Origin of the sequence: Streptomyces sp. AM 2-1-1 (assembly GCF_029167645.1) — a bacterium.
GTDB lineage: Bacteria > Actinomycetota > Actinomycetes > Streptomycetales > Streptomycetaceae > Streptomyces.
Window position 1 is genome coordinate 76,099 of sequence record NZ_CP119147.1, and the last position, 18,087, is coordinate 94,185.

Annotated in this window: 13 protein-coding genes; 8 read left to right on the forward strand and 5 right to left on the reverse strand. The window is 72.3% G+C overall.

Features of this window, described 5'->3' with window-relative positions:
- Positions 1-97 precede the first annotated feature (97 nt).
- Positions 98-616, forward strand: coding sequence for a hypothetical protein (locus PZB77_RS00395; RefSeq protein WP_275490489.1), 519 nt, complete (start codon positions 98-100; stop codon positions 614-616).
- On the opposite strand, the gene PZB77_RS00400 is transcribed toward PZB77_RS00395, so the two are convergent.
- Complete coding sequence (locus PZB77_RS00400) at positions 580-1,005, reverse strand: MerR family transcriptional regulator (protein ID WP_275490490.1); 426 nt, start codon at positions 1,003-1,005, stop codon at positions 580-582. The genes PZB77_RS00395 and PZB77_RS00400 overlap by 37 nt on opposite strands.
- A gap of 66 nt (positions 1,006-1,071) precedes the next feature.
- On the opposite strand from PZB77_RS00400, the gene PZB77_RS00405 reads away from it, so the two are divergent.
- On the forward strand, positions 1,072-2,286 hold the full coding sequence (locus tag PZB77_RS00405) for an MFS transporter (protein WP_275490491.1): 1,215 nt from the start codon (positions 1,072-1,074) through the stop codon (positions 2,284-2,286).
- Positions 2,287-3,331: 1,045 nt separating this feature from the next.
- Here PZB77_RS00405 and PZB77_RS00410 read toward each other — a convergent pair.
- Complete coding sequence (locus PZB77_RS00410; RefSeq protein WP_275490492.1) at positions 3,332-4,087, reverse strand: ScbR family autoregulator-binding transcription factor; 756 nt, start codon at positions 4,085-4,087, stop codon at positions 3,332-3,334.
- 294 nt (positions 4,088-4,381) lie between these two features.
- Between PZB77_RS00410 and PZB77_RS00415 the strand changes: the two genes are divergently transcribed.
- Entirely contained in the window at positions 4,382-5,290 is a 909-nt protein-coding gene (locus tag PZB77_RS00415; RefSeq protein ID WP_275490493.1) for a ScbA/BarX family gamma-butyrolactone biosynthesis protein, read from the forward strand.
- The gene (locus tag PZB77_RS00420; protein WP_275490494.1) at positions 5,287-6,213 is read left to right on the forward strand and encodes an NAD(P)H-binding protein; all 927 of its coding nucleotides are present in this window, start codon (positions 5,287-5,289) and stop codon (positions 6,211-6,213) included. The genes PZB77_RS00415 and PZB77_RS00420 overlap by 4 nt, the downstream gene beginning before the upstream one ends.
- Before the next feature lie 1,535 nt (positions 6,214-7,748).
- Here PZB77_RS00420 and PZB77_RS00425 read toward each other — a convergent pair.
- Together PZB77_RS00425 and PZB77_RS00430 are read right to left on the reverse strand one after the other, a co-directional pair.
- Entirely contained in the window at positions 7,749-8,894 is a 1,146-nt protein-coding gene (locus tag PZB77_RS00425; protein WP_275490495.1) for a cytochrome P450, read from the reverse strand.
- Positions 8,895-10,837: 1,943 nt separating this feature from the next.
- Positions 10,838-11,494 carry a winged helix-turn-helix domain-containing protein gene (locus PZB77_RS00430; RefSeq protein WP_343299828.1) on the reverse strand — a complete coding sequence of 219 codons (657 nt, stop codon included), beginning with the start codon at positions 11,492-11,494 and terminating at the stop codon, positions 10,838-10,840.
- A gap of 419 nt (positions 11,495-11,913) precedes the next feature.
- On the opposite strand from PZB77_RS00430, the gene PZB77_RS00435 reads away from it, so the two are divergent.
- The gene (locus PZB77_RS00435; protein ID WP_275490496.1) at positions 11,914-12,597 is read left to right on the forward strand and encodes a ScbR family autoregulator-binding transcription factor; all 684 of its coding nucleotides are present in this window, start codon (positions 11,914-11,916) and stop codon (positions 12,595-12,597) included.
- Positions 12,598-13,555: 958 nt separating this feature from the next.
- On the opposite strand, the gene PZB77_RS00440 is transcribed toward PZB77_RS00435, so the two are convergent.
- Positions 13,556-14,359 (reverse strand): MBL fold metallo-hydrolase, encoded by an 804-nt coding sequence (locus PZB77_RS00440; protein WP_275490497.1) that lies wholly within the window; start codon positions 14,357-14,359, stop codon positions 13,556-13,558.
- Positions 14,360-14,939: 580 nt separating this feature from the next.
- Here PZB77_RS00440 and PZB77_RS00445 point away from each other — a divergent pair.
- The 3 genes from PZB77_RS00445 to PZB77_RS00455 all read left to right on the forward strand — a co-directional run bounded on the left by PZB77_RS00445 (position 14,940) and on the right by PZB77_RS00455 (position 17,772).
- Entirely contained in the window at positions 14,940-15,308 is a 369-nt protein-coding gene (locus tag PZB77_RS00445) for a hypothetical protein (protein WP_275490498.1), read from the forward strand.
- 465 nt (positions 15,309-15,773) lie between these two features.
- A complete protein-coding gene (locus PZB77_RS00450; RefSeq protein WP_275490499.1) occupies positions 15,774-16,118 on the forward strand; it encodes an STAS domain-containing protein in 345 nt (114 codons plus the stop codon).
- A 748-nt stretch (positions 16,119-16,866) separates the two neighbouring features.
- Positions 16,867-17,772, forward strand: a complete 906-nt coding sequence (locus PZB77_RS00455) for an NAD-dependent protein deacetylase (protein WP_275490500.1) — start codon at positions 16,867-16,869, stop codon at positions 17,770-17,772.
- Positions 17,773-18,087 lie beyond the last annotated feature (315 nt).

Here is an 18,087-nt window from a genome sequence, read left to right on the forward strand (position 1 = left end):
CTACTACATCAAGGGCTTCTGGTCCTGGCTGCGCACGCCGGACGAGCCGCTCGTCACCCCGGTCGATCCGCTCTGGCTGCTGGAGGAGCCGGAAGTCGTGCTGGTCTACGTCAACGACGACGAGGGGATCCCGCACTACGCGGGCTACACGTTCGGCAACGACCTCAACGACATCGGGCTCCACCTGGAGAAGCCGTGGGCGTGGACCCCCTACGCCAAGCTGTGCGAGACCTCCATCGCCCCCTGGCTCTTCCTGGAGGACCCCCCGGCGGCGGTGAGCGGCCGGGTCGTCATCGAGCGCGGGGGGGCCACGGCGTGGGAAGGCGCGTTCTCCTGCGGCGCGGACTCCATCTTCCAGCGGTTCGGCGACATGACGCAGTACCTGTTCTCCTACCCGGCGCTCCGCCGTCCGGGCCTGGTGAACTACCTGTTCATGGGGGCGGACAAGGCCACCTACCACGACGGTTTCCGGATCGAGGACGGTGACCGCATGGTCATCGACGTGACCAGCCACGGGGTGTCGCTGCCCAACGTCGTCCGCTTCGGCCCCAAGGCCCCGCCGGCCGTCCGCTTCGGCCCTCAGGCCGCCTCGGTCACCGCGTCCGCCCTGCCGTAGCGGATCGCGGGGACCTGGGTGCGGGGCTGCTGGTCGCGGCGGACCGCCTCCAGGTAGCCGACGATCGCCTCGTGGCTGCGGAGCAGGCACTGGAGGCGGTGCGCCATGCTGTCGCGTTCGCGCTCCAGGGTGGCGATCGTCTCGGGCGTGGCGCCGGAGATGTGGATGGCCGCGGGGTCGTCGATGCAGGGCAGGACCTGCTTGATGACCCGTGTGGGCAGGCCGGATTCGAGCAGTCCCCTGATCTGCAGGACCCGGTCCACGCACCCCGGGGCGTAGTCCCGGTATCCGTTCGACGCCCGTGAGGGCACCAGAAGTCCCTGTTCCTCGTAGTACCGCAGCATTCGGCGCGGCGTTGCCGTGCGCTCCGAGAGCTCACCGATCCGCATCTGGATCCACCCCGTTCTCCCGCCCACTTGACATTCACACCAATGTGAAGGTTTGAGGATACCGTCATGTCAGCTTCTCAAACAGAGCTCCCCGGCACGTCCTTGCCGGCAGAGAGCCGCAAGCTCCCCATGTCCCCGCTCCTGGCCCTGTCGACGGCGGCCTTCATGGGGATCCTGACGGAGGCCCTTCCCGCCGGGGTGCTCCCCGAGATGGCCCGGGACCTCTCGGTCAGCGAGTCCGCGATGGGCCAGTCCCTCACGATCTACGCGATCGCCACCGGCCTCTCGGCCATCCCGCTGTCCGTCACCACGGCGGCCTGGGCCCGCAAGAAGCTGCTGCTCCTGGCGGTCCTGGCCTTCGCCGTCGCCAACACGGTCACGGCACTGTCGTCCAGCTACCCCCTGACGATGGTGTTCCGGTTGATCGCGGGCGTCGCCGCGGCGGCCGTGTGGGCCGAACTCGTCGGCTACGCGCGGCGGCTGGCCCCGCCCCATCTGCAGGGCCGGGCCATCGCCATCACCATGGCCGGTGTCCCGCTCGCCCTGTCGCTCGGCATCCCGCTGGGCACCTTCCTGGGCGGCCTGTTCGGCTGGCGCCTGACCTTCGGCCTGGTGACCCTGGTCTCCGTGGCCCTGCTGGGGTGGATCTTCGTCTCCGTCCCCGACGCCCCCGGCAAGCGGCCCGAAGCCCGTGAGCCGATCCTGAAGGCGCTGGCGCTGCCCGGTGTCTCGGCGGTGCTGTTCGTGGTCGCGGCCTACGTCCTCGCCCACAACATCCTGTACACGTACATCGCCACCTTCCTCGACGAGAACGACATGGGCGACTCCCGTGACGTGGTGCTGCTGGTCTTCGGTATCGCCTCGGTGGTGAGCATCCTGATCACCGGTGCGCTGGTCGACCGCAGGCTGCGCCAGCTGACGATCGTCAGCAGCGCCCTGTTCCTGGCCGCGGCGGTCCTCCTGGCCCTGCTGGCCGGCAACATCGTCGTGGTCTACGGCGCGATGGTGCTCTGGGGCCTGGGCTGGGGCGGTGTCACGACCCTGCTCCAGACCGACGTCACCGACGCGGGAGGCGACCGGGGGCAGGCGCTGCTGGTCACCACGTGGAACTCCTTCATGGCCGGCGGCGGCGCGGTGGGCGGCATCCTCCTGGGCGGTATCGGCCCCGACTCCTTCGCCTGGAGTGTCCTGGCACTCATGGCGCCGGTGCTGGTCGTGGTGGTCCTGGCCCGCAAGCACGCGTTCCCCGCGAAGCGGCCGGACATGGTCGAAGCGGCCTGAGGACCGGCCCGCGGCCCGCGCCGCGCCGTGCGCGGCGCGGCGCGGCGCGGCGCACCGGTCTGGAGCGGCGCGGCGCACGGCGCGGCGCGGCGCACAGCGCGGCGCGGCGCGGCGCACAGCGCGGCGCGGCGGTCTGAAGCGGTGCGGCGCGCGGTGCGGCGCACGGTGGAAAGGCGTCCGTATGCGGGTGTGTGCGGATGCTCCGGCAACGCGGCGTGGCGCCGTGGCCGTCGTCGTGCACCCGCCAGGAACCGCCGGGGCCGGGCCACCCCAGGTTCGTGCCGGGCCCCCCTCCCGGCCGGAGGGGGCCCGGCCGCGATGCGTGGCGTCCGGTGCGCGGCACCGGCCGCGGCGTGCGCCACGGCCAAGGGGCGTGGCGCACGGCCAAAGGGCGTGGCGCACGGCCAAAGGGCGCGGCGCGTACGGGATGTGTGGGGACGTTGCGGCAACGCGGCGAGGTGCCGCAGCAGCTGCGCATCCGCCGGGAACCGCCGGGTCACGGAGCTGCCCCTGGTCCGGTGCCGGGATCTCACGTCCGGGCGGGAGCCCGCCCGGATGGGAGCCCGCCCGGGTGGAGGGCGCCCGGGTGGAGGGCGCCGGGGTGGAGGGCGCCCCTTCGAAGTCACCGCACGGACCCACTGCCGGGCCCCGGCGTGCCACCGCCCCCGGGCTGGCCCGCCCGGGGGCGGTGTCCGTACCCCACCAAGCGGCTCCCCCGGGCCGGCCGTGGGGCGAGGCGGGACTCCGTGCCCCGCGCAGCCCCTGCGCGGGGCACGGAGTCCCGCACGTGAACACGGCGGGCCCGGACACCGCGGTCCGGGCCGCCCGGGCCGGGCGCGGCCCGGACCGCAGAGGCGGCACCGCGCGCAGGTGCGGCACGGACCGCAGGAACGACACCGCGCACAGGCGCGGCCCGGAGTGCGGAGGTGACCCGGCCGCCGCGCGGCCGGCGTCCGGCGCGCGGGGAAAAGATTCCTCCCGGTACGCCGCGGGACGCGGCCGGCGGGTGCCGGAGCCTCCCGCGGCCGGGGGACCTGTCGCCGCGTCATCGCTCCCCGGGCGCCGGGCTCTTCCCGGCCGCGGCCGGTGCGTCCCCCGATGCGTCCGCCGGTGTGTCCGCCGGTGCGCCGGCCGGGGTGGGCGCTGCCGCGGCGGCGGCCCGGGCCTCGGCCTCGGCGATGAGGTGGGCGCCGCGCTCGGCGCACAGGTCGAGCTTGCCCAGGACCGGGGGGACGGCGATGCTGGGCAGCACGGTGCGCAGCAGTACGGAGATCCGCCGTGGCAGGTCCGCGTATCCGGACAGGACCTGCGACATGTGCTGGAGGCCGGCGAAGGAGCCGACGAACAGTTCGGCGGTGGCGGCGAGGTCGACGTGCGCGAGCAGTTCCCCGCGCCGCCCGGCCTCCTGGAGGATGGCGAGGTTGACTTCCGTCCAGGTACGGAAGGGGCTGCTGCGGTCGAGTTCGCCCGCTTGCTGGTCCAGGCTGAGCCGGACGCTGGCGCGCACGAGGCCGTCCGTGTGGAGCCGTTCGGCGAGCACCAGGCCCGAGTCCACTATCTCCTGCAGTTTCACGGCCTGCGGCAGGAGTGCCTCCTCGGCGCCGCGCTGCTGTTCGTCGAGGATGACCTGGGCGAGTTCCTCTTTACCGCTGAAGTGGAAGTACACCGCTCCCTTCGTCATGCCGGCCGCCGCGGCGATCTCGTTGACGGTCGTCGCCCGGTAGCCCTCCCGGTCGAAGACCTCCGCCGCCGCCTCCAGCACCCGGCGCCGTGTACGTACCGATCGATCCTGTTTAGCCACCGTGCTCCCTGCGGGTACTGCCGATGCGTTTTAAAGACTGAACCGTATGAATTTAACAGCCCGTACGTCGTCAGAGGCCGTCGCGGGCCCCGCACCGTCCGGCCGAGGGGGCCCGTAACGGGGAAACTCGACCGAAAAGGCCCGTGCCACATGCCTTCCACCTGCACGTGTATCGAAGGATCCGGAGGAAGGCTGGCTACTTTCCAGGGGCCATTGCAAAACATACTCCGGCGTACGTATCTTGTCGGCGCGGGCTGCGTGGGGCAGTCGGCCACAGACGGAGGAGCGTGCAGCGTGTCGGACACGTATGCCCTGGTAGAGGGCACGACGAGAGCCGCCGTACCGGGAGAACTCGTCCACCGGGCGAGACCGCGGGACGTCGTACCCACGGGATGGGAACGCAGAGCGGAGAACCGGTTCCTCGTGAGCGGGATATGGCCCGCGGACCACGGCTTCTTCGCTCCGGCGGACGGCCTGCACGACGCCCTGCTGCTGGTGGAGTCCATGCGGCAGAGCACGATACTGATCGGTCACGGCGCCTACGGCGTGCCGCTGGACCATCACTTCCTGATGGGGTCGCTGGACTTCACCTGCGACCCCGCGCACCTGCGGGCCGCGGGGAGCCACGAGGTGGAGCTGGAGGTGTCCCTCTCCGCGACGACGTGGCGGGCGGGCCGCCTCTGCGCGATGGACAGCCGCGTCACGGTCCGCAGGGAGGGCGGCACGGCCGGCGTCGGCGTCAGCAGCATCAGGATCCTGAGCCCGCGGACCTACGCGAGGCTGCGCGGCGGGCGGACGGGGGCCCTGCGCACGCTCCCCCCCGGCGCCGGGGTCCCCCCGCACACCGTGGGACGGACCCGCCCCCAGGACGTGCTCCTGGCCCCCGCCTCCCGGAGCGACCTGTGGCAGCTGCGCGTGGACACCGGCCACACCACCCTCTACCAGGGCCCCAAGGACCACATCCCGGGAATGGTGCTCATCGAGGCGGCCAGACAGGCGGCGTACACCTTAATGGGCCCCGCGGCGTTCCACCCCGCGGCGGCGACCAACTCCTTCGCCCGCTACGCCGAGTTCGGCGAGCCGATATGGATCGAGGCACGGCCCGGACAGCGCCGGAACACGGTCGTGGTCACCGGACGCCAGGAAGGGGAGGAAGTCTTCCGGTCCTCGGTGACCGCCCCCGAAGGCGGAGCGGTCCGTTGATCCTCGTCACCGGCGCCACCGGCGTCACCGGCGCGCTCGTCGCCCGCCGGCTGGCCGCGCACCGCGTGCCCGTACGCCTGATGGCCCGGGACCCCCGCCGGGTCGGCGCGGACGTTCCGCGGACCGAGACCGTCACGGCCGACTACGCCGACCCCCCCGCCCTGCGGCGCGCACTGCGCGGGGTGCACGCCGCGTTCCTCGTGACGAACCACCCCACCGCCCCCCACGACGCGCACTTCCTGGGGGCCGCGGCCGCCGAAGGCGTCGGGCACGTCGTGAAACTCTCCGCCGCGGCCGTCGCCGACGCCACCGACGACCTCCTCACCCGCCGCCAGCGGGAGATCGAGGAGGAAGTCCGCGCCGCACCGCTCTCCTGGACACTGCTCAGGCCCCGCGCCTTCATGTCCAACACACTGGCCTGGGCGGCCGGCATCCGCGCCAAGGAAACGGTCGGCGCCCTGTACGGGGACGCCCCCAACACACCCGTCGACCCCCGCGACGTCGCCTCCGTGGCGGTACGCGCACTGACCCGCCCCGAACACCGGGGCAAGACCTACACCCTGGTCGGACCGCAGACCCTGACAGCCCGGCAGCAAACCGCGATCCTGGGCGAACTGCTCGGCACACCCGTGGAGTTCCGGGAACGGACCCGGCAGGAAGAGACCGCGGCCCTCGCCCGGCGCCACCCGCCCCACGTGGTCACAGCACTCCTCCAACGGGCCGATCTCCAAGCTGCCGGAAACAAACGGCGCACCGGCGACGACCTGGAACGGCTGACAGGACACCGCCCCCACTCCTACCGCGACTGGGCATCGGACCACCTCCACCACTTCAGCAACCGCCCCGACAACCAAGACGGCCACAGCCAGGACGGCCAGGAGGCCGGAACAGCCGGGACGGCGAAGACGACCGGCAGAGCATGACGGCATGACGGCCAGGAGAGCATGACGGCCGGGGACGGCATGACGGTCGGGGACGGCATGACGGTCGGGGACGGCATGACGGTCGGGGACGGCATGACGGCCGGGACGGCATGACGGAGACGGACGGGGCGAACACCCCGCCCTCCCCCACGCACCGCCCCGCCCCCGCCCCCGCCCCCGCGACGGGCCACAACAGGTCGCGGATCCTTTTTCTCACGCGAGCCGTGCGGGACACGGAACCCACGAACGACCCGCACGGCCCTCCTTTGTCATGCCCTGCACACATCAGGGGGTGTTCCCCGGGCCCTCCACATCCCCCGGGGCCCACCACGACGCCACCCACCTCCCCGCACGCCTCCACCCGCGCGCAGGACACATCCCCGTCCCGCAGGGGGCGACGCTCCGCATCCACGGGGCGATCTCCTCGCCCCCGGGGCGACGCTCGCCGTCCGCAGGGCGAGGCTCGCCGTCCGCAGGGGGGCCATGCTCTGCGTGCGTGTGGGCAACGTCGGCGCGTCGGCGTGGGCCCGGGCCCGCTGCTCGGGTCGGGCACCCTGTCGGCGAGGGTGCCGTCGAAGTCGACCGCCACGCCGGCACGGCCCCGACCGCCCAGGATCACGGCACGGCCGGCACGGCCCGCCCCTGTGGTCACCCGCCATCAGCGTGAGCGACGCTCGTCGTCCGCGTGGACCACGCCCGCCAGCCGTGGGGGCCATGCACCTCGTCCGCGACGGCGACGCTCCTCGTCCGCGAAGACAACCCTCCTCGTCCGGGGGGGCCGTGCTCCTCGTCCGCGAGGGCCGTGCGCTCTCGCCCGCGAGAACAACCCTCCTCGTCCGTGGGTGCCGTCGAAATCGACCGCCACGACGGCACGCCCCGACCGCCCAGGATCACGGCACGGCCAGCCCCGGTGGTCACCCGCCATCAGCGTGGGCGACGCTCGTCGTCCGCGTGGGCCACGCCCGCCAGCCGTGGGGGCGGACGCTCTTCGTCCGTGGACCACCGTCCGTGGGGGGCAACGCCCGCCGTCCGTGAGGGGGGCCATACTCCTCGTCCGTGGACCACGCTCACCGTCCGTGGGGGCGACGCCCGCCTTCCGCCGGGGGCCGTACTCCCCGTCCGCGTGGGCGGACGCTCCTCGTCCGTGGACCACCCTCACCGTCCATGGGGGCAACGCCCGCCTTCCGCGGGGGCCATGCTCCTCGTCCGTGGGGCGACGCTCACCCCCGTGGGGGCAACGCCCGCCGTCCGCAAGGGCGGACGCTCCTCCCCCGTGGGCCACGCTCACCGTCCGCGTGGCGGCGACGTCCGCCGTCGGTGGGGGCGACGCTCCGCGTTCCGTGGTGTGAAGGGGTGCTTCCCAGGCAGGTCCGGGGCGGGCACGGGGAGGGGTGCGGGGCCGTGGACCCCGCATCCCTCAGCCTGGCGGGGCGGACCTTGTTCGGGCCGGCCCCGGCCGGCCCGGACGGTGGTGGCCGGCCCGGACGGTGGTGGCCGGCCCGGACGGTGGTGGCCGGCCCGGACGGTGGTGGGGCTCAGGCGTGGAGCAGTACGGGGAGGCGGAGGTGGCCGTTCGAGAGGAACGACGGCAGCGGCGCCAAGGGCTGCTCCGGCTCCGCGAGCCGCAGGCCGGGGAACCGGCGAAAGAGGGCTTCGAGGGCGACGACCGCCTCCATCCTGGCCAGTGGGGCCCCCAGGCAGTGGTGCACCCCGTGGCCGAAGGTGAGGTGGGTCCGGCGCGTGCCGCGGGTCACGTCGAACACGTCCGCGTTCCGGCCGTGGACCTCGGGGTCGCGTCCGGCCCCCGCCGGCGAGACGAGTATCGCGTCCCCGGCCGCGACGACCACACCCCCCACCTCGATGTCCTGGACCGCGTACCGCAGAGGGACGTGGAAACCGGGAGGCTCGCACCTGAGGGTCTCCTCCACGACGTCGTCCCAGCTCGCGACGCCCTCACGGACCAGCGCGAGCTGTCCGGGATGGCGCAGCAGACTGTGCACGGCGTGGTCCAGCAGGTTCACCGTCGTCTCGTAGCCCGCGGAGATGATGAGCAGGACGGTGTCCACCAGCTCCTCCTGGGTCAGGCCCCCCTCCACCTCCTCGTCCCGCGCGGCGATCAGGCAGGTGATCAGATCGTCGCCCGGCGTGGCGCGCCGGGAATCGACCAGGGCGTTCAGTGCCGCGTAGAGCTCACCGACGTTCCGCTCCACCGTCTCGGGCGGCACGTCCGTGAGAAAGGTGAGGCCGATCGTGTCCTGGAGCCGGCGGCGCGCCTCCTGCGGAATACCGAGCAAATCGCAGATGACCTGCACGGGCAGAACAGCGGCGAAGCCTTCTCGTATATCCACCACCTCGCCTTCCGGGGCGGCGGCGAGTTCCTCCAGCAGCAGACCGGTGAACTCCTCGACCCTCGGTCTGAGTCCACCGATCCTGCGCGCGGTGAACGCCTTCGCGGTGAGCTTTCTCAATCGCTTGTGATCCTCGCCGTACGCGGTGATCATGCTGCGCACCGAAACCCAGAGAGAAAGGGGCCAGCCGGCCGGGACATCACCGTTGATCCAGACCGGCCAGTGCTGTTCCGCGTCCTTCGAGACCCGCGGGTCCGCCAGCAACTGCTTGATCTCCCGATGGCCCGTGACCGACCACACCACGACACCGCCGGGCAGCACGACCCGCGCCACGGGACCGTACCCGCGTATACGCGCGATCTCCCCGTGCGGATCCGCACCCAGAGCGTCGATCCGGACGAGATCGGAAGAGAGGACTGAAGACTGGACGGACTGGACGTTCACCGGTGTTCCCGCTCTCGATAGGAGGATGACAAAGCACGCACAGCATCCGGCCCCGCCAATTCCCAGAGAACGGCGCGGCCGATGTACGGGCCGACGCCCAGCAGACTCCATTTCCCGGCCCTCGTCAACAGGGCCGGGATTCCACCCGATATTACCCGGGGCACGAAATAGGGAAAACCCTTTTCGAGCAGAAAGACAAGCGTCCGGAAAACACCTCCTGCGTCACAGCAGAACACTCACGCACCACCCCACCCGGGCGGAAAACAACCCGACGGCCACCCCCCACTCCCCCGCCATCCCCATTCCTCACGAACAGCCCGCCCGGAGGACCCGGGACAACGGGCCGGCCCCGCGATGAACGCGCGAACACACCAGCCACCCACCCCTCGCCAAGCACACACGCCCCACCCGGCAGGACCCCGGGAAATCCCCTCCCGCCCCGGTCACCACAAGGATTTCCCCACCCGGCCGGCCACCGGGAAGGTCCCTCCCCCCACAGCCACCAGCAGGGTCCCTCCTGCCCACACCCACCAGCAGGGTTTCACCGCCCCGCGGACACCAGGAGAATCACTCCTCCCCCGCAACCGCCGAGAGGGTCACTCCCCTCTCCCGCGGCCACCGGGAGGGTTGCTCCTCCCCACGACCACCAGCAAGGTTTCACCGCCCCGCAACCACCGGGAGGGTCCCCTCCTCCCCACGGCCACGGGCTGCTCCTCCCCCGCGGCCACCGGGCGGGTCGCTCCTCCCCTCCCCCGGCCAGCGGGGGGTTGCTCCTCCCCGCGGGCCGGGGAGGGTTGCTCCTCCCCCGTGGCCACCGGGGCGGGCAGTGGGTGGAAGGGCTCCCGCCGCGTGCGGCCGTCGACATCCGCACCCCCTCGCCACCGTCTCCACGCGCCGCTCACCCGGTTCGGGTTCGCCTCCTTCGGCGGCAGCCACCCGGCCCGGCACTGCGCCGGCACGTCACGGCGACCACCGTCCCGCCCCCGGCCCCCGGCATCCCGGCATCCCGGGCTGCCCGAGGAGCTGTGGCAGCTGCTCGTCCAGTGCCTGACCAGAGCCCCCCGCCTCCCGGCTGCGCGCCTCCCAGCCCGGCGGCCCCGCAGCAAGTAGTCCGGCCGGCGATGATCCGGGCGGCCCGGGTGCGCAACAGGGTGCCGATGACCTTGTCGACCCGAAGTCGGTGACCGCAGGGCGGTGCACGAGCCGCCGGGGCCGAGCGGACCCCGTGGCGAAGGGAGACCCCCTGCGGATCACCGACGACCGGCCATGACAGCCGCGCCCAGACACCGATCACCGACCGGACCCGACAACCGCGCCCGGACGGCGGCGGGCATCCCGGCGCGAGACGGCAGAGCGGGGCGGGGTGTCGCGGCGGTACCCCCCGGGCCGGCCGACGGGATGTCGCGGCGGAGGGGGTGGGGGGTCGTGGCGGGTGCCCCCGGGCGGGCCGGCGGGATGTTGCGGCGGAGGGGGGTGGGGTGTCGCGGCGGTACCGCCCGGGGCGGGCCGGCGGGATGTCGCGGCGGAGGGGGGTGGGGGGTCGCTGCGGTACCGCCCGGGCGGGCGGCGGGGTGTCGCGGCGGAGGGGGGTGGGGGGTCGCGGAGGGGGTGGGGGGTCGTGGCGGGTACCCCCGGGCCGGTCGGCGGGGTGTCGCGGCGGAGGGGGTGAGGTGTCGCGGAGGGGGTGGGGGTCGCGGCGGGTACCCCTGGGCCGGCCGGCGGGGGTCGTGGCCAAGGGGGGTGGGGTGTCGCGGCGGAGGGGGGTGGGGGGTCGCGGAGGGGGACGGCGGGGCCGGCCGGCTGCGCCGTCGTGCCGTGGGGTTGTCGTGTTGTCAGCGTGGTCCGATCTGGAATCCGACCCCGCGGACGGTGAGGATCCAGTCGCCCGAGCCCAGCTTGTTCCGCAGGCTGCACACGTGGGTGTCCAGGGTGCGCCGGGACCAGGAACCGGCCCAGACCTCCTGCATCAGCAGCTTGCGGGGCACCACGCCGCCGCGGTGCGCGGCCAGCAGGTGCAGGAGGTCGAACTCCTTGGGCGTCAGATCCAGCGGCCGGCCGGCCAGGGTCGCCCTGCGTCTCTCGGTGTCGATCCGCAGCCCGCCGCACGCCGTGACCCCACCGCCCGGCCCGCCCGGGACGGGAGCGTGCGGCCGGAAGCGCCGCATGACCGCCTCCATGCGCGCCATCAGCTCCTGCAGCCCGTAGGGCTTGGCCAGATAGTCGTCCGCTCCCGCGCGAAGGCCCAGCACCCGGTCGAGTTCACTGTCCCGGGAAGTCACCGCGATCACGGGGATGTCATCCACCCGGCGGATGCTCCGGCACACCTCCAGACCGTCCAGATCGGGAAGATCCAGATCGAGGAGGACCAGATCCGCCTGCCCGTAAGCGCGAAGAGCCGCCGTCCCCGTCACCGCACCCGCCGCCCGGTGACCATGACGGCGCAGAGCCCGCATCAGGGGATCCGCCTCGGCCGGATCACTCTCCACCACCAGAACGCGCCAGCCCCCGCCCCCTCGGCGCCCACCGGCACCACGTCCGCCCGGCCCGGAACACCACCCGGCACCCCGCCCGGCCCGCCGCGCGCCTCACCCTGACCCCCACGCACGCCGGGAACACGGTACGCAAGCAGGCCTGTGTCGCCAGCCATGGCTTCATTTCCCCTCGAGTGGATCACCACGCAACCCGTCAACCGATTATAAGACGCCGAAGAATGTTTTTGTCAAAGGTCCTGACGCGGACGAAAAGTACACTCTGCGGGTTTATCAACCCATCAGCAACGGGCATTCTTCCTTTTCGCCTCAAAACGACTTCCGGCCAGCCTGGCGCGAAAGTCCCTATAAAATACTCATAAGGGACATAGGCCTCGGCGGGCTGGCATCAAATGATTCTTCTTAGTACTGATGTCTTCATGTTGCCGTCACAGCCGATGGACGATCCCGGACAGCCCCCCGCCCACCGCACCGGAAAAGGACGACAGGAACGCTCCCTGCGCACCCGCGGAGCCCTCCTGCACGCCGCCGCCGAACAGTTCGAGACCAACGGATACGAACGGACCCGCCTCAGCGAGGTCACCGCCGCGGCCGGCGTCACCAGCGGAGCCCTCCACTTCCACTTCCCCAACAAACAAGAACTCGCCGACGCCGTCGAGGAAACAGCCCTCCACCACCTCCACCAAGCAGCCCGGCAAACCCCCCACACCCCCCACAACGCCCTCCAGACACTCATCGACACCACCCACGCCCTCGCCCGCACCCTCCACCACGACGTCATCACCCGCGCCGGCCTCCGCCTCAACAGCGACGCCCGCGAACGCACCTGCCTCAACCTGCGCCACACCTGGCAGAGCTACGTCCAAACCACCCTCACCCACGCCGCGACCCAAGGAACCCTCACCCCCCACACCACACCCTGGCAACTCGCCCAAACCATCACCGGAGCAACCATCGGCTACGAAACCCTCGCCCGACACAACAAAAACTGGCTCACCCCACCCACCATCACCAACCTCTTCCACCACCTCCTCCACCACACCGTCACCCCCACCACCCTCACCCACCTCCACCTCAACGGCACCCCACCCACCCACCCCTAACCACCCACCACCCCGCACCCCCGCCCCGCCCCCGCACCACCACCCACCCACACCCCCCACCCACACCCCCCAACACTCCAGGACCCGCACCCACCCCCAACCCACCACGAACACCCACCCACACCGCCCCCCAACCCGCCGAGACACAACCCGCCGGACCACACCCAAGGGACACCACCACCGGCCACGTCCTACCGGAGTCGCGCCCATCCCACCGCCCGAGATCGCGTCCTGCCGTGCCGCGCCAAGGGAGCACCGTCCCAGGGCGCGTCCCGCCGGGACGAGGACTGCCCGCCCGGTTCGCGTCCCACCGCCCGGGATCGCGTCCTGCCACGGAGCACCGAGGAGGCGCCGCGCGGTGCCGGGACACGTCCCCAACGCGCTACAGACCGCGTCCATGCCACAGGCCGGGGCGCGCCCGGCCAGGCGAGTCGTTTCCCGCAGGCGGACCACCTCGCGTCACGAGCCAGGCAGCGGCCTACCGCGCCCCGCCGAGGGAATACCGTCCCAGGGGACGCCGCGCCGTGTCACAGGCCGCGTCCCGCCATGCGGCGCCGAGGAGATGCCGTCCCGGGGCACGTCCCGCCGGGACGAGACCTGCCCGGTAGGTTCGCGTCCTGCCGTACCGCGCCGAGGGAATGCCGTCCCGGGGCACTTCCCGCCGCAGGCGGACCGCGTCCGTGCAACGAGCCGTAACGTGTCCTACCGCGCCGCACCCCGCCGGGCCGAGGCCTACCGCGCCCCGCCGAGGGAATACCGTCCCGAGGCGCGTCCTGCCGTAGCGCGGACCGCGTCCGTGCCACGGGCCGTAGCGCGTCCCGCGGTTGACGCGATCCTCCGCGAGGGCACGAGGCGGATGCCGGCCGCCGACAACTGGACCCACCGGGGACCCCGACCCCCATCGAGTCGACCTTCGCCACCGCCACGCCACGGTGCGAAGCGCTCTCCTCGAGCACCGTCACCTAGTCGAATGCCCCGAAACGTTCGCGGCCTGACCGATCACGAAGGTGGCACCGGGGGCGGCATAGTCGGTGGGTCCGTCGAACCGGGTCGAGGCGCGTGTCACCGCTTGCTGCGGCGTGAGGAAGCGGCCGACGTGCGTGACGATCAACCGTCCCGCGCGGGCCGCGCTGGCCGTGTCACCGGCGTCCTCGGGTGTGTGGTGCACCTGTTCGCCCGGATCCGGCGCCTGCGCGCTCTCGGCCTCACACAGCAGCGCATCACATCTCTCAGCCAGATCCGTGAGGCCGGTGCACGGCGCTGTATCTCCGGAGTAGACCAGCGACCTCCCCGCGCCCTCGATGCGGACAGCGAAGGCCGGAAGCCCATGCGCCACCGCACGGCTGGTCAGGGTGAGTCCACCGACTCGGACCTGATGCCCATCATGCAGTTCGTGGAAGGCGAAGGCCGATTCGACCGGGCTGCGGGTCGAGGTATTGGTGAGGTAGTGAGCCAACCGGTCAGCGATGCCTGGTGGGCCGTACAGGGGGATCGGTTCGGTAAGTTCCACCTCCGCGAAGAGGACGGCGTAGTAGGCCGTGAGAAGGTCTGCGCTGTGATCGGCGTGCATGTGCGAGATCCAGATCGCGTCCAGGTCCTCCAGCCGAACATGCCGTTGCAGCTGGGCCAGCGTCCCGCTGCCTGCATCCACCCACACCCGAGTGCCACCGTCGGACACCAGATAGCCGGAGCAAGGGTTGTCCACACACGGATAGGGCGTCGCGCTCCCCAGGACAGTCAGGCGGAGGAGATCACTGGTCATCCTCGGAGCCTAGAACACTTGATCCACAGGCAAGGACGACTTCTCCGCCACGACACCGCCCTGCCGCAACCCGACGACCATCATCAGGACCACGAGCGGCACCCCACCGACGGCGACCACCACCCTCCGCTGCCCACCGAGCAGCGACTCGCTGCACCCAGGGCGAGCAGCCCGACCAGGAGCAGCGACAACGGTCCTCCGACAGGCGACCCCGGACCGTCGCCAAGCGATCATGACCGGTGCGGGGGTCTTCGGTGGTCGCCGTGTTGGTGTGCGGATGAGGGCCTGCGACGCTGCGGGGGGACCACGTTTGCCCCCGGCAGGTGCGGAGGGCTCCGCCCGCAGGGCTGGGGAGGGTAAGCCGGGTGCAGGCCGTGCCACCAACACCGTCACCGCCGGCATCACACCGGCTCGCACCAACAGCCGGGGGACTCGCTGTTCCCGACGGGGACGAGACCCTGACGAGCGGGCTTCGTTCCCCGGTCACGACCACAGGGGCAGAGCCCTGGCCGCCGGTCAGGACTGCGCGGCCGCAACGGCCGGGGCGGTGTCTCGCGTGCGAGACAGGCAGGGGCCGACTGTGACCGCGCCGTGGATTGCCGCCGCCAAGGCGCGGACGACACCGAGCAGTTGGTACGCCTGCGCGGCTGAGGGCGAACTCCGCCTCGCAGTACGCCTCCCCGAAGCGCGGTCCAAGGGGAGCCAGACCTTGGCAGCATGGGCGTCCCGGACCCGGGGCGGCGCACACCGCCACGGAGTGCCGCACATCGTCAGGTCGGCGGAGGTGCAGGTGTCCTTCGTGCCGGGCCGGCGGTCGGTCAGCGTGCAGGTGCCGGCGCTGTTCTTCACCAGGTCCCGGCAGTATCCGGCGCGGGTGGCGAGGGTGCCGTCGCTGTTCTCCGCGAAGGACACGGTGGTCCCGCTGGAGTCGTACTGCACCGACACCTGATTCGCGACGCCGCGCACCGCCCCGTCTCTTCAACTGCCCGCCTCCACTGACGATGACCGGGGCATGCTCCGTCGGCGCACCGGTGTGACCACCACCTGGCGTGAGCCGCAGGTGGTGGCAGCGTGAACATCGACGTCGCTGCAGCCCTCCTCCCCCCGCCTCACTGGGCAAGGGCCGAACGCGCACGAACCATCCTCCGGGGAGTCCGTGGCGGAGCGCGTGTGACCGGGCTCGACCGGCGCGCAACAAGTCACGGTAGTTGCGGGTGGGAAGACCGCCCGGCGGGGTGGCCGAGCATCATCCGGAGCAAGGGGCCCGACAGTCGGTAGACCGTGAAGCGTTCCCCGTGGCGCCGGAGCAGCAGGAGCAGACGCCGGTTCCGGGATGCCGGAACGGGCCGCACCGGCGAGCGGAAACCGGCCGGATGCGGAGGGGTCACCCGGTCGGCCAAGGCAACCTGCGACGATGACCCACATGACAGTCCGTGAGCCCTATGAATCCGCAGCCCCGATACCGGTGCTCACCTGGTCCGGCGACCTCGACCTCGACTCTCTGCCGCTCCTCGAGGATCAGGTGGCCGCCGCGCTCGCCCGGCACGACACCCTGATCCTTGAGACGAGCGGCATCACCTTCGCCGACTCTTCGTTCCTGCGCCTGCTCCTCACCCTCCACGACCAGAGCGACCTGAGGATCGCTGCCCCCTCCCCCACCGTCCGCCGACTTCTCCGGATCGTCGGCGCCGACACCTTCCTCCACCTCTACCCCACCCTCGATGCCGCCCACCAACCCCGCACCGGACACCCCGCGTGAGATGCCCGCCAGCGGACCGACGCAGGCGGCCAGGATGGGGGGCGGGGGTGAAAGGCCGACGCGGAGATCGGGTGGACGCCGACCCGCCACTCCGCAGGCGTATCCGCTGAGCGCCGGTCCCAGCATGCTGCGCAGGTCGGACGATCGCTTCGCTTCCGCAACCGAGTGGGACGCGGTGTGCGCCGCTGGCTTCGAAGCCGTCACGAAGCCGGTCGAGGAGTCGACCGTGCACGGCTGGGGGAAACACCGCTGGACTCCGGCCCGGGCGCAGGAGCAGCGGCCCGGGAAGGTCAGGGTGGGTCGAGGTCGCCGACGTCGACGAGGTGAGGCGTGAAGAGGGCGGCGGTACGCGGGAGAGGGGTGTCGGGAAGGTCGTTCTTCACGAGGCAGGGGCCCTGACGGGACGCGGCCGAGCCGCGCGGGGACGCTCCGACGGGGGCTCGCTGCCGCGATCGGCCGAGTAGCTGCTCAGGGGGTCGGATTCAGGGCTGCGAGGGCTCCCGGGCGGATGCCTTACGGCGCGCTCGGTGCAGGGCGAGGAGAGCCATCAGGAAGGGCGTGCGGACTCCGCTCCCCGTGCACGCCCCGTCTGACCGGGGCCCGCACCCGGATATGCGTGGGGTGAACCCCCTGCGCGGTCGTACTGAAAAGTCCTGACCGGTCCACGCGCCCGGAACCCGGACCCGGTGCTCCGGGGCGGGCGCCGGTGCCCGGCACCTCCCGCACCGCGCCGCCGTAACCTGGGGGCATGCGCATGCGCCCCACCCTGACCTGGACCCCTCCCGAAGACCTGCCGCCGGGCACCACCGACCCGTCCCCGGTCGCCGATGCGCTGAGCGTCGGCGGAGTGCTGGTACTCAGCGGGGCCGGCATCTCCACGGAGTCGGGCATCCCCGACTACCGGGGCGACGGCGGGAGCCTGAGCCGGCACACCCCGATGACGTACCAGGAGTTCACCGCCGACGCCCTGGCCAGGCGTCGTTACTGGGCGCGCAGCCACCTCGGATGGCGTACCTTCGGCCGCGCCCGCCCCAACGCCGGGCACCGGGCCGTGGCGGCGTTCGAACGGCAGGGTCTGCTCTCGGGTGTGATCACCCAGAACGTCGACGGTCTGCACCAGGCGGCCGGCAGCCGAGACGCGGTGGAACTCCACGGGAGCCTGGACCGGGTCGTCTGCCTCACCTGCGGCACCTTCAGCGCGCGCCGCGAACTCGCCGCCCGCCTGGAGGCGGCCAACGCGGGTTTCGCGCCGGTGGCCGCGGCCCTCAACCCGGACGGTGACGCCGATCTCACCGACGAACAGGTCGGCGACTTCCGGGTGGTGCCTTGCACGGTCTGTGGCGGTGTCCTCAAGCCGGACGTGGTCTTCTTCGGTGAGACCGTGCCCCCGGAGCGGGTCGAGCACTGCCGCGCCCTGGTCAGTGACGCGCGGACGCTGTTGGTACTCGGGTCCTCCCTGACGGTGATGTCGGGCCTCCGGTTCGTCCGCCAGGCGGCTCAGGAACACAAGCCCGTACTGATCGTCAACCGGGATCCCACGCGGGGCGACCGGCACGCCGTCACCCGCGTAGCGCTCCCGCTGGGACCGACCCTCACGGATGTCGCAGGCCGGCTGGGCGTCACCCTCGACGACGGTGACGCCGGGCCTCGTTGACTCCCGGCGCACACCACCGGGGGGCTCGTACGAGCTCTGGAGTTGGCGTGAGCCGAACCGTCGGGCCGGGCCCCGGCGTGGCCGAGCGCTCCTCGGTGGGGCTCGTCGCCCCGCACCGGTCCCGCGCCGATGCCGTGGGACGCCTTCACGTGGAGGAAGTCCTCGCACCTGGCCCGCGCCGCGCCGCAGTGTGCCGCAGGCGCCGAGCACGGCGTCGTGTTCGCTCCGCACCCCGGTCGGCACTGCGGTGAACGGCAGTCGGCGGTGAACGGCCGTCGGCCACAGCGCGTGCGTGCCGCGCGAGCGTCACACCGC

What these genes read in the sequence shown, in the direction of transcription:
- PZB77_RS00400 (WP_275490490.1), bottom strand. Translation starts at nt 1,005, where the DNA reads ATGCGGATCGGTGAGCTCTCGGAGCGCACGGCAACGCCGCGCCGAATG.
- PZB77_RS00455 (WP_275490500.1), top strand. Translation starts at nt 16,867, where the DNA reads ATGCGCATGCGCCCCACCCTGACCTGGACCCCTCCCGAAGACCTGCCG.
- PZB77_RS00450 (WP_275490499.1), top strand. Translation starts at nt 15,774, where the DNA reads ATGACCCACATGACAGTCCGTGAGCCCTATGAATCCGCAGCCCCGATA.
- PZB77_RS00435 (WP_275490496.1), top strand. Translation starts at nt 11,914, where the DNA reads ATGTTGCCGTCACAGCCGATGGACGATCCCGGACAGCCCCCCGCCCAC.
- PZB77_RS00440 (WP_275490497.1), bottom strand. Translation starts at nt 14,359, where the DNA reads ATGACCAGTGATCTCCTCCGCCTGACTGTCCTGGGGAGCGCGACGCCC.
- PZB77_RS00405 (WP_275490491.1), top strand. Translation starts at nt 1,072, where the DNA reads ATGTCAGCTTCTCAAACAGAGCTCCCCGGCACGTCCTTGCCGGCAGAG.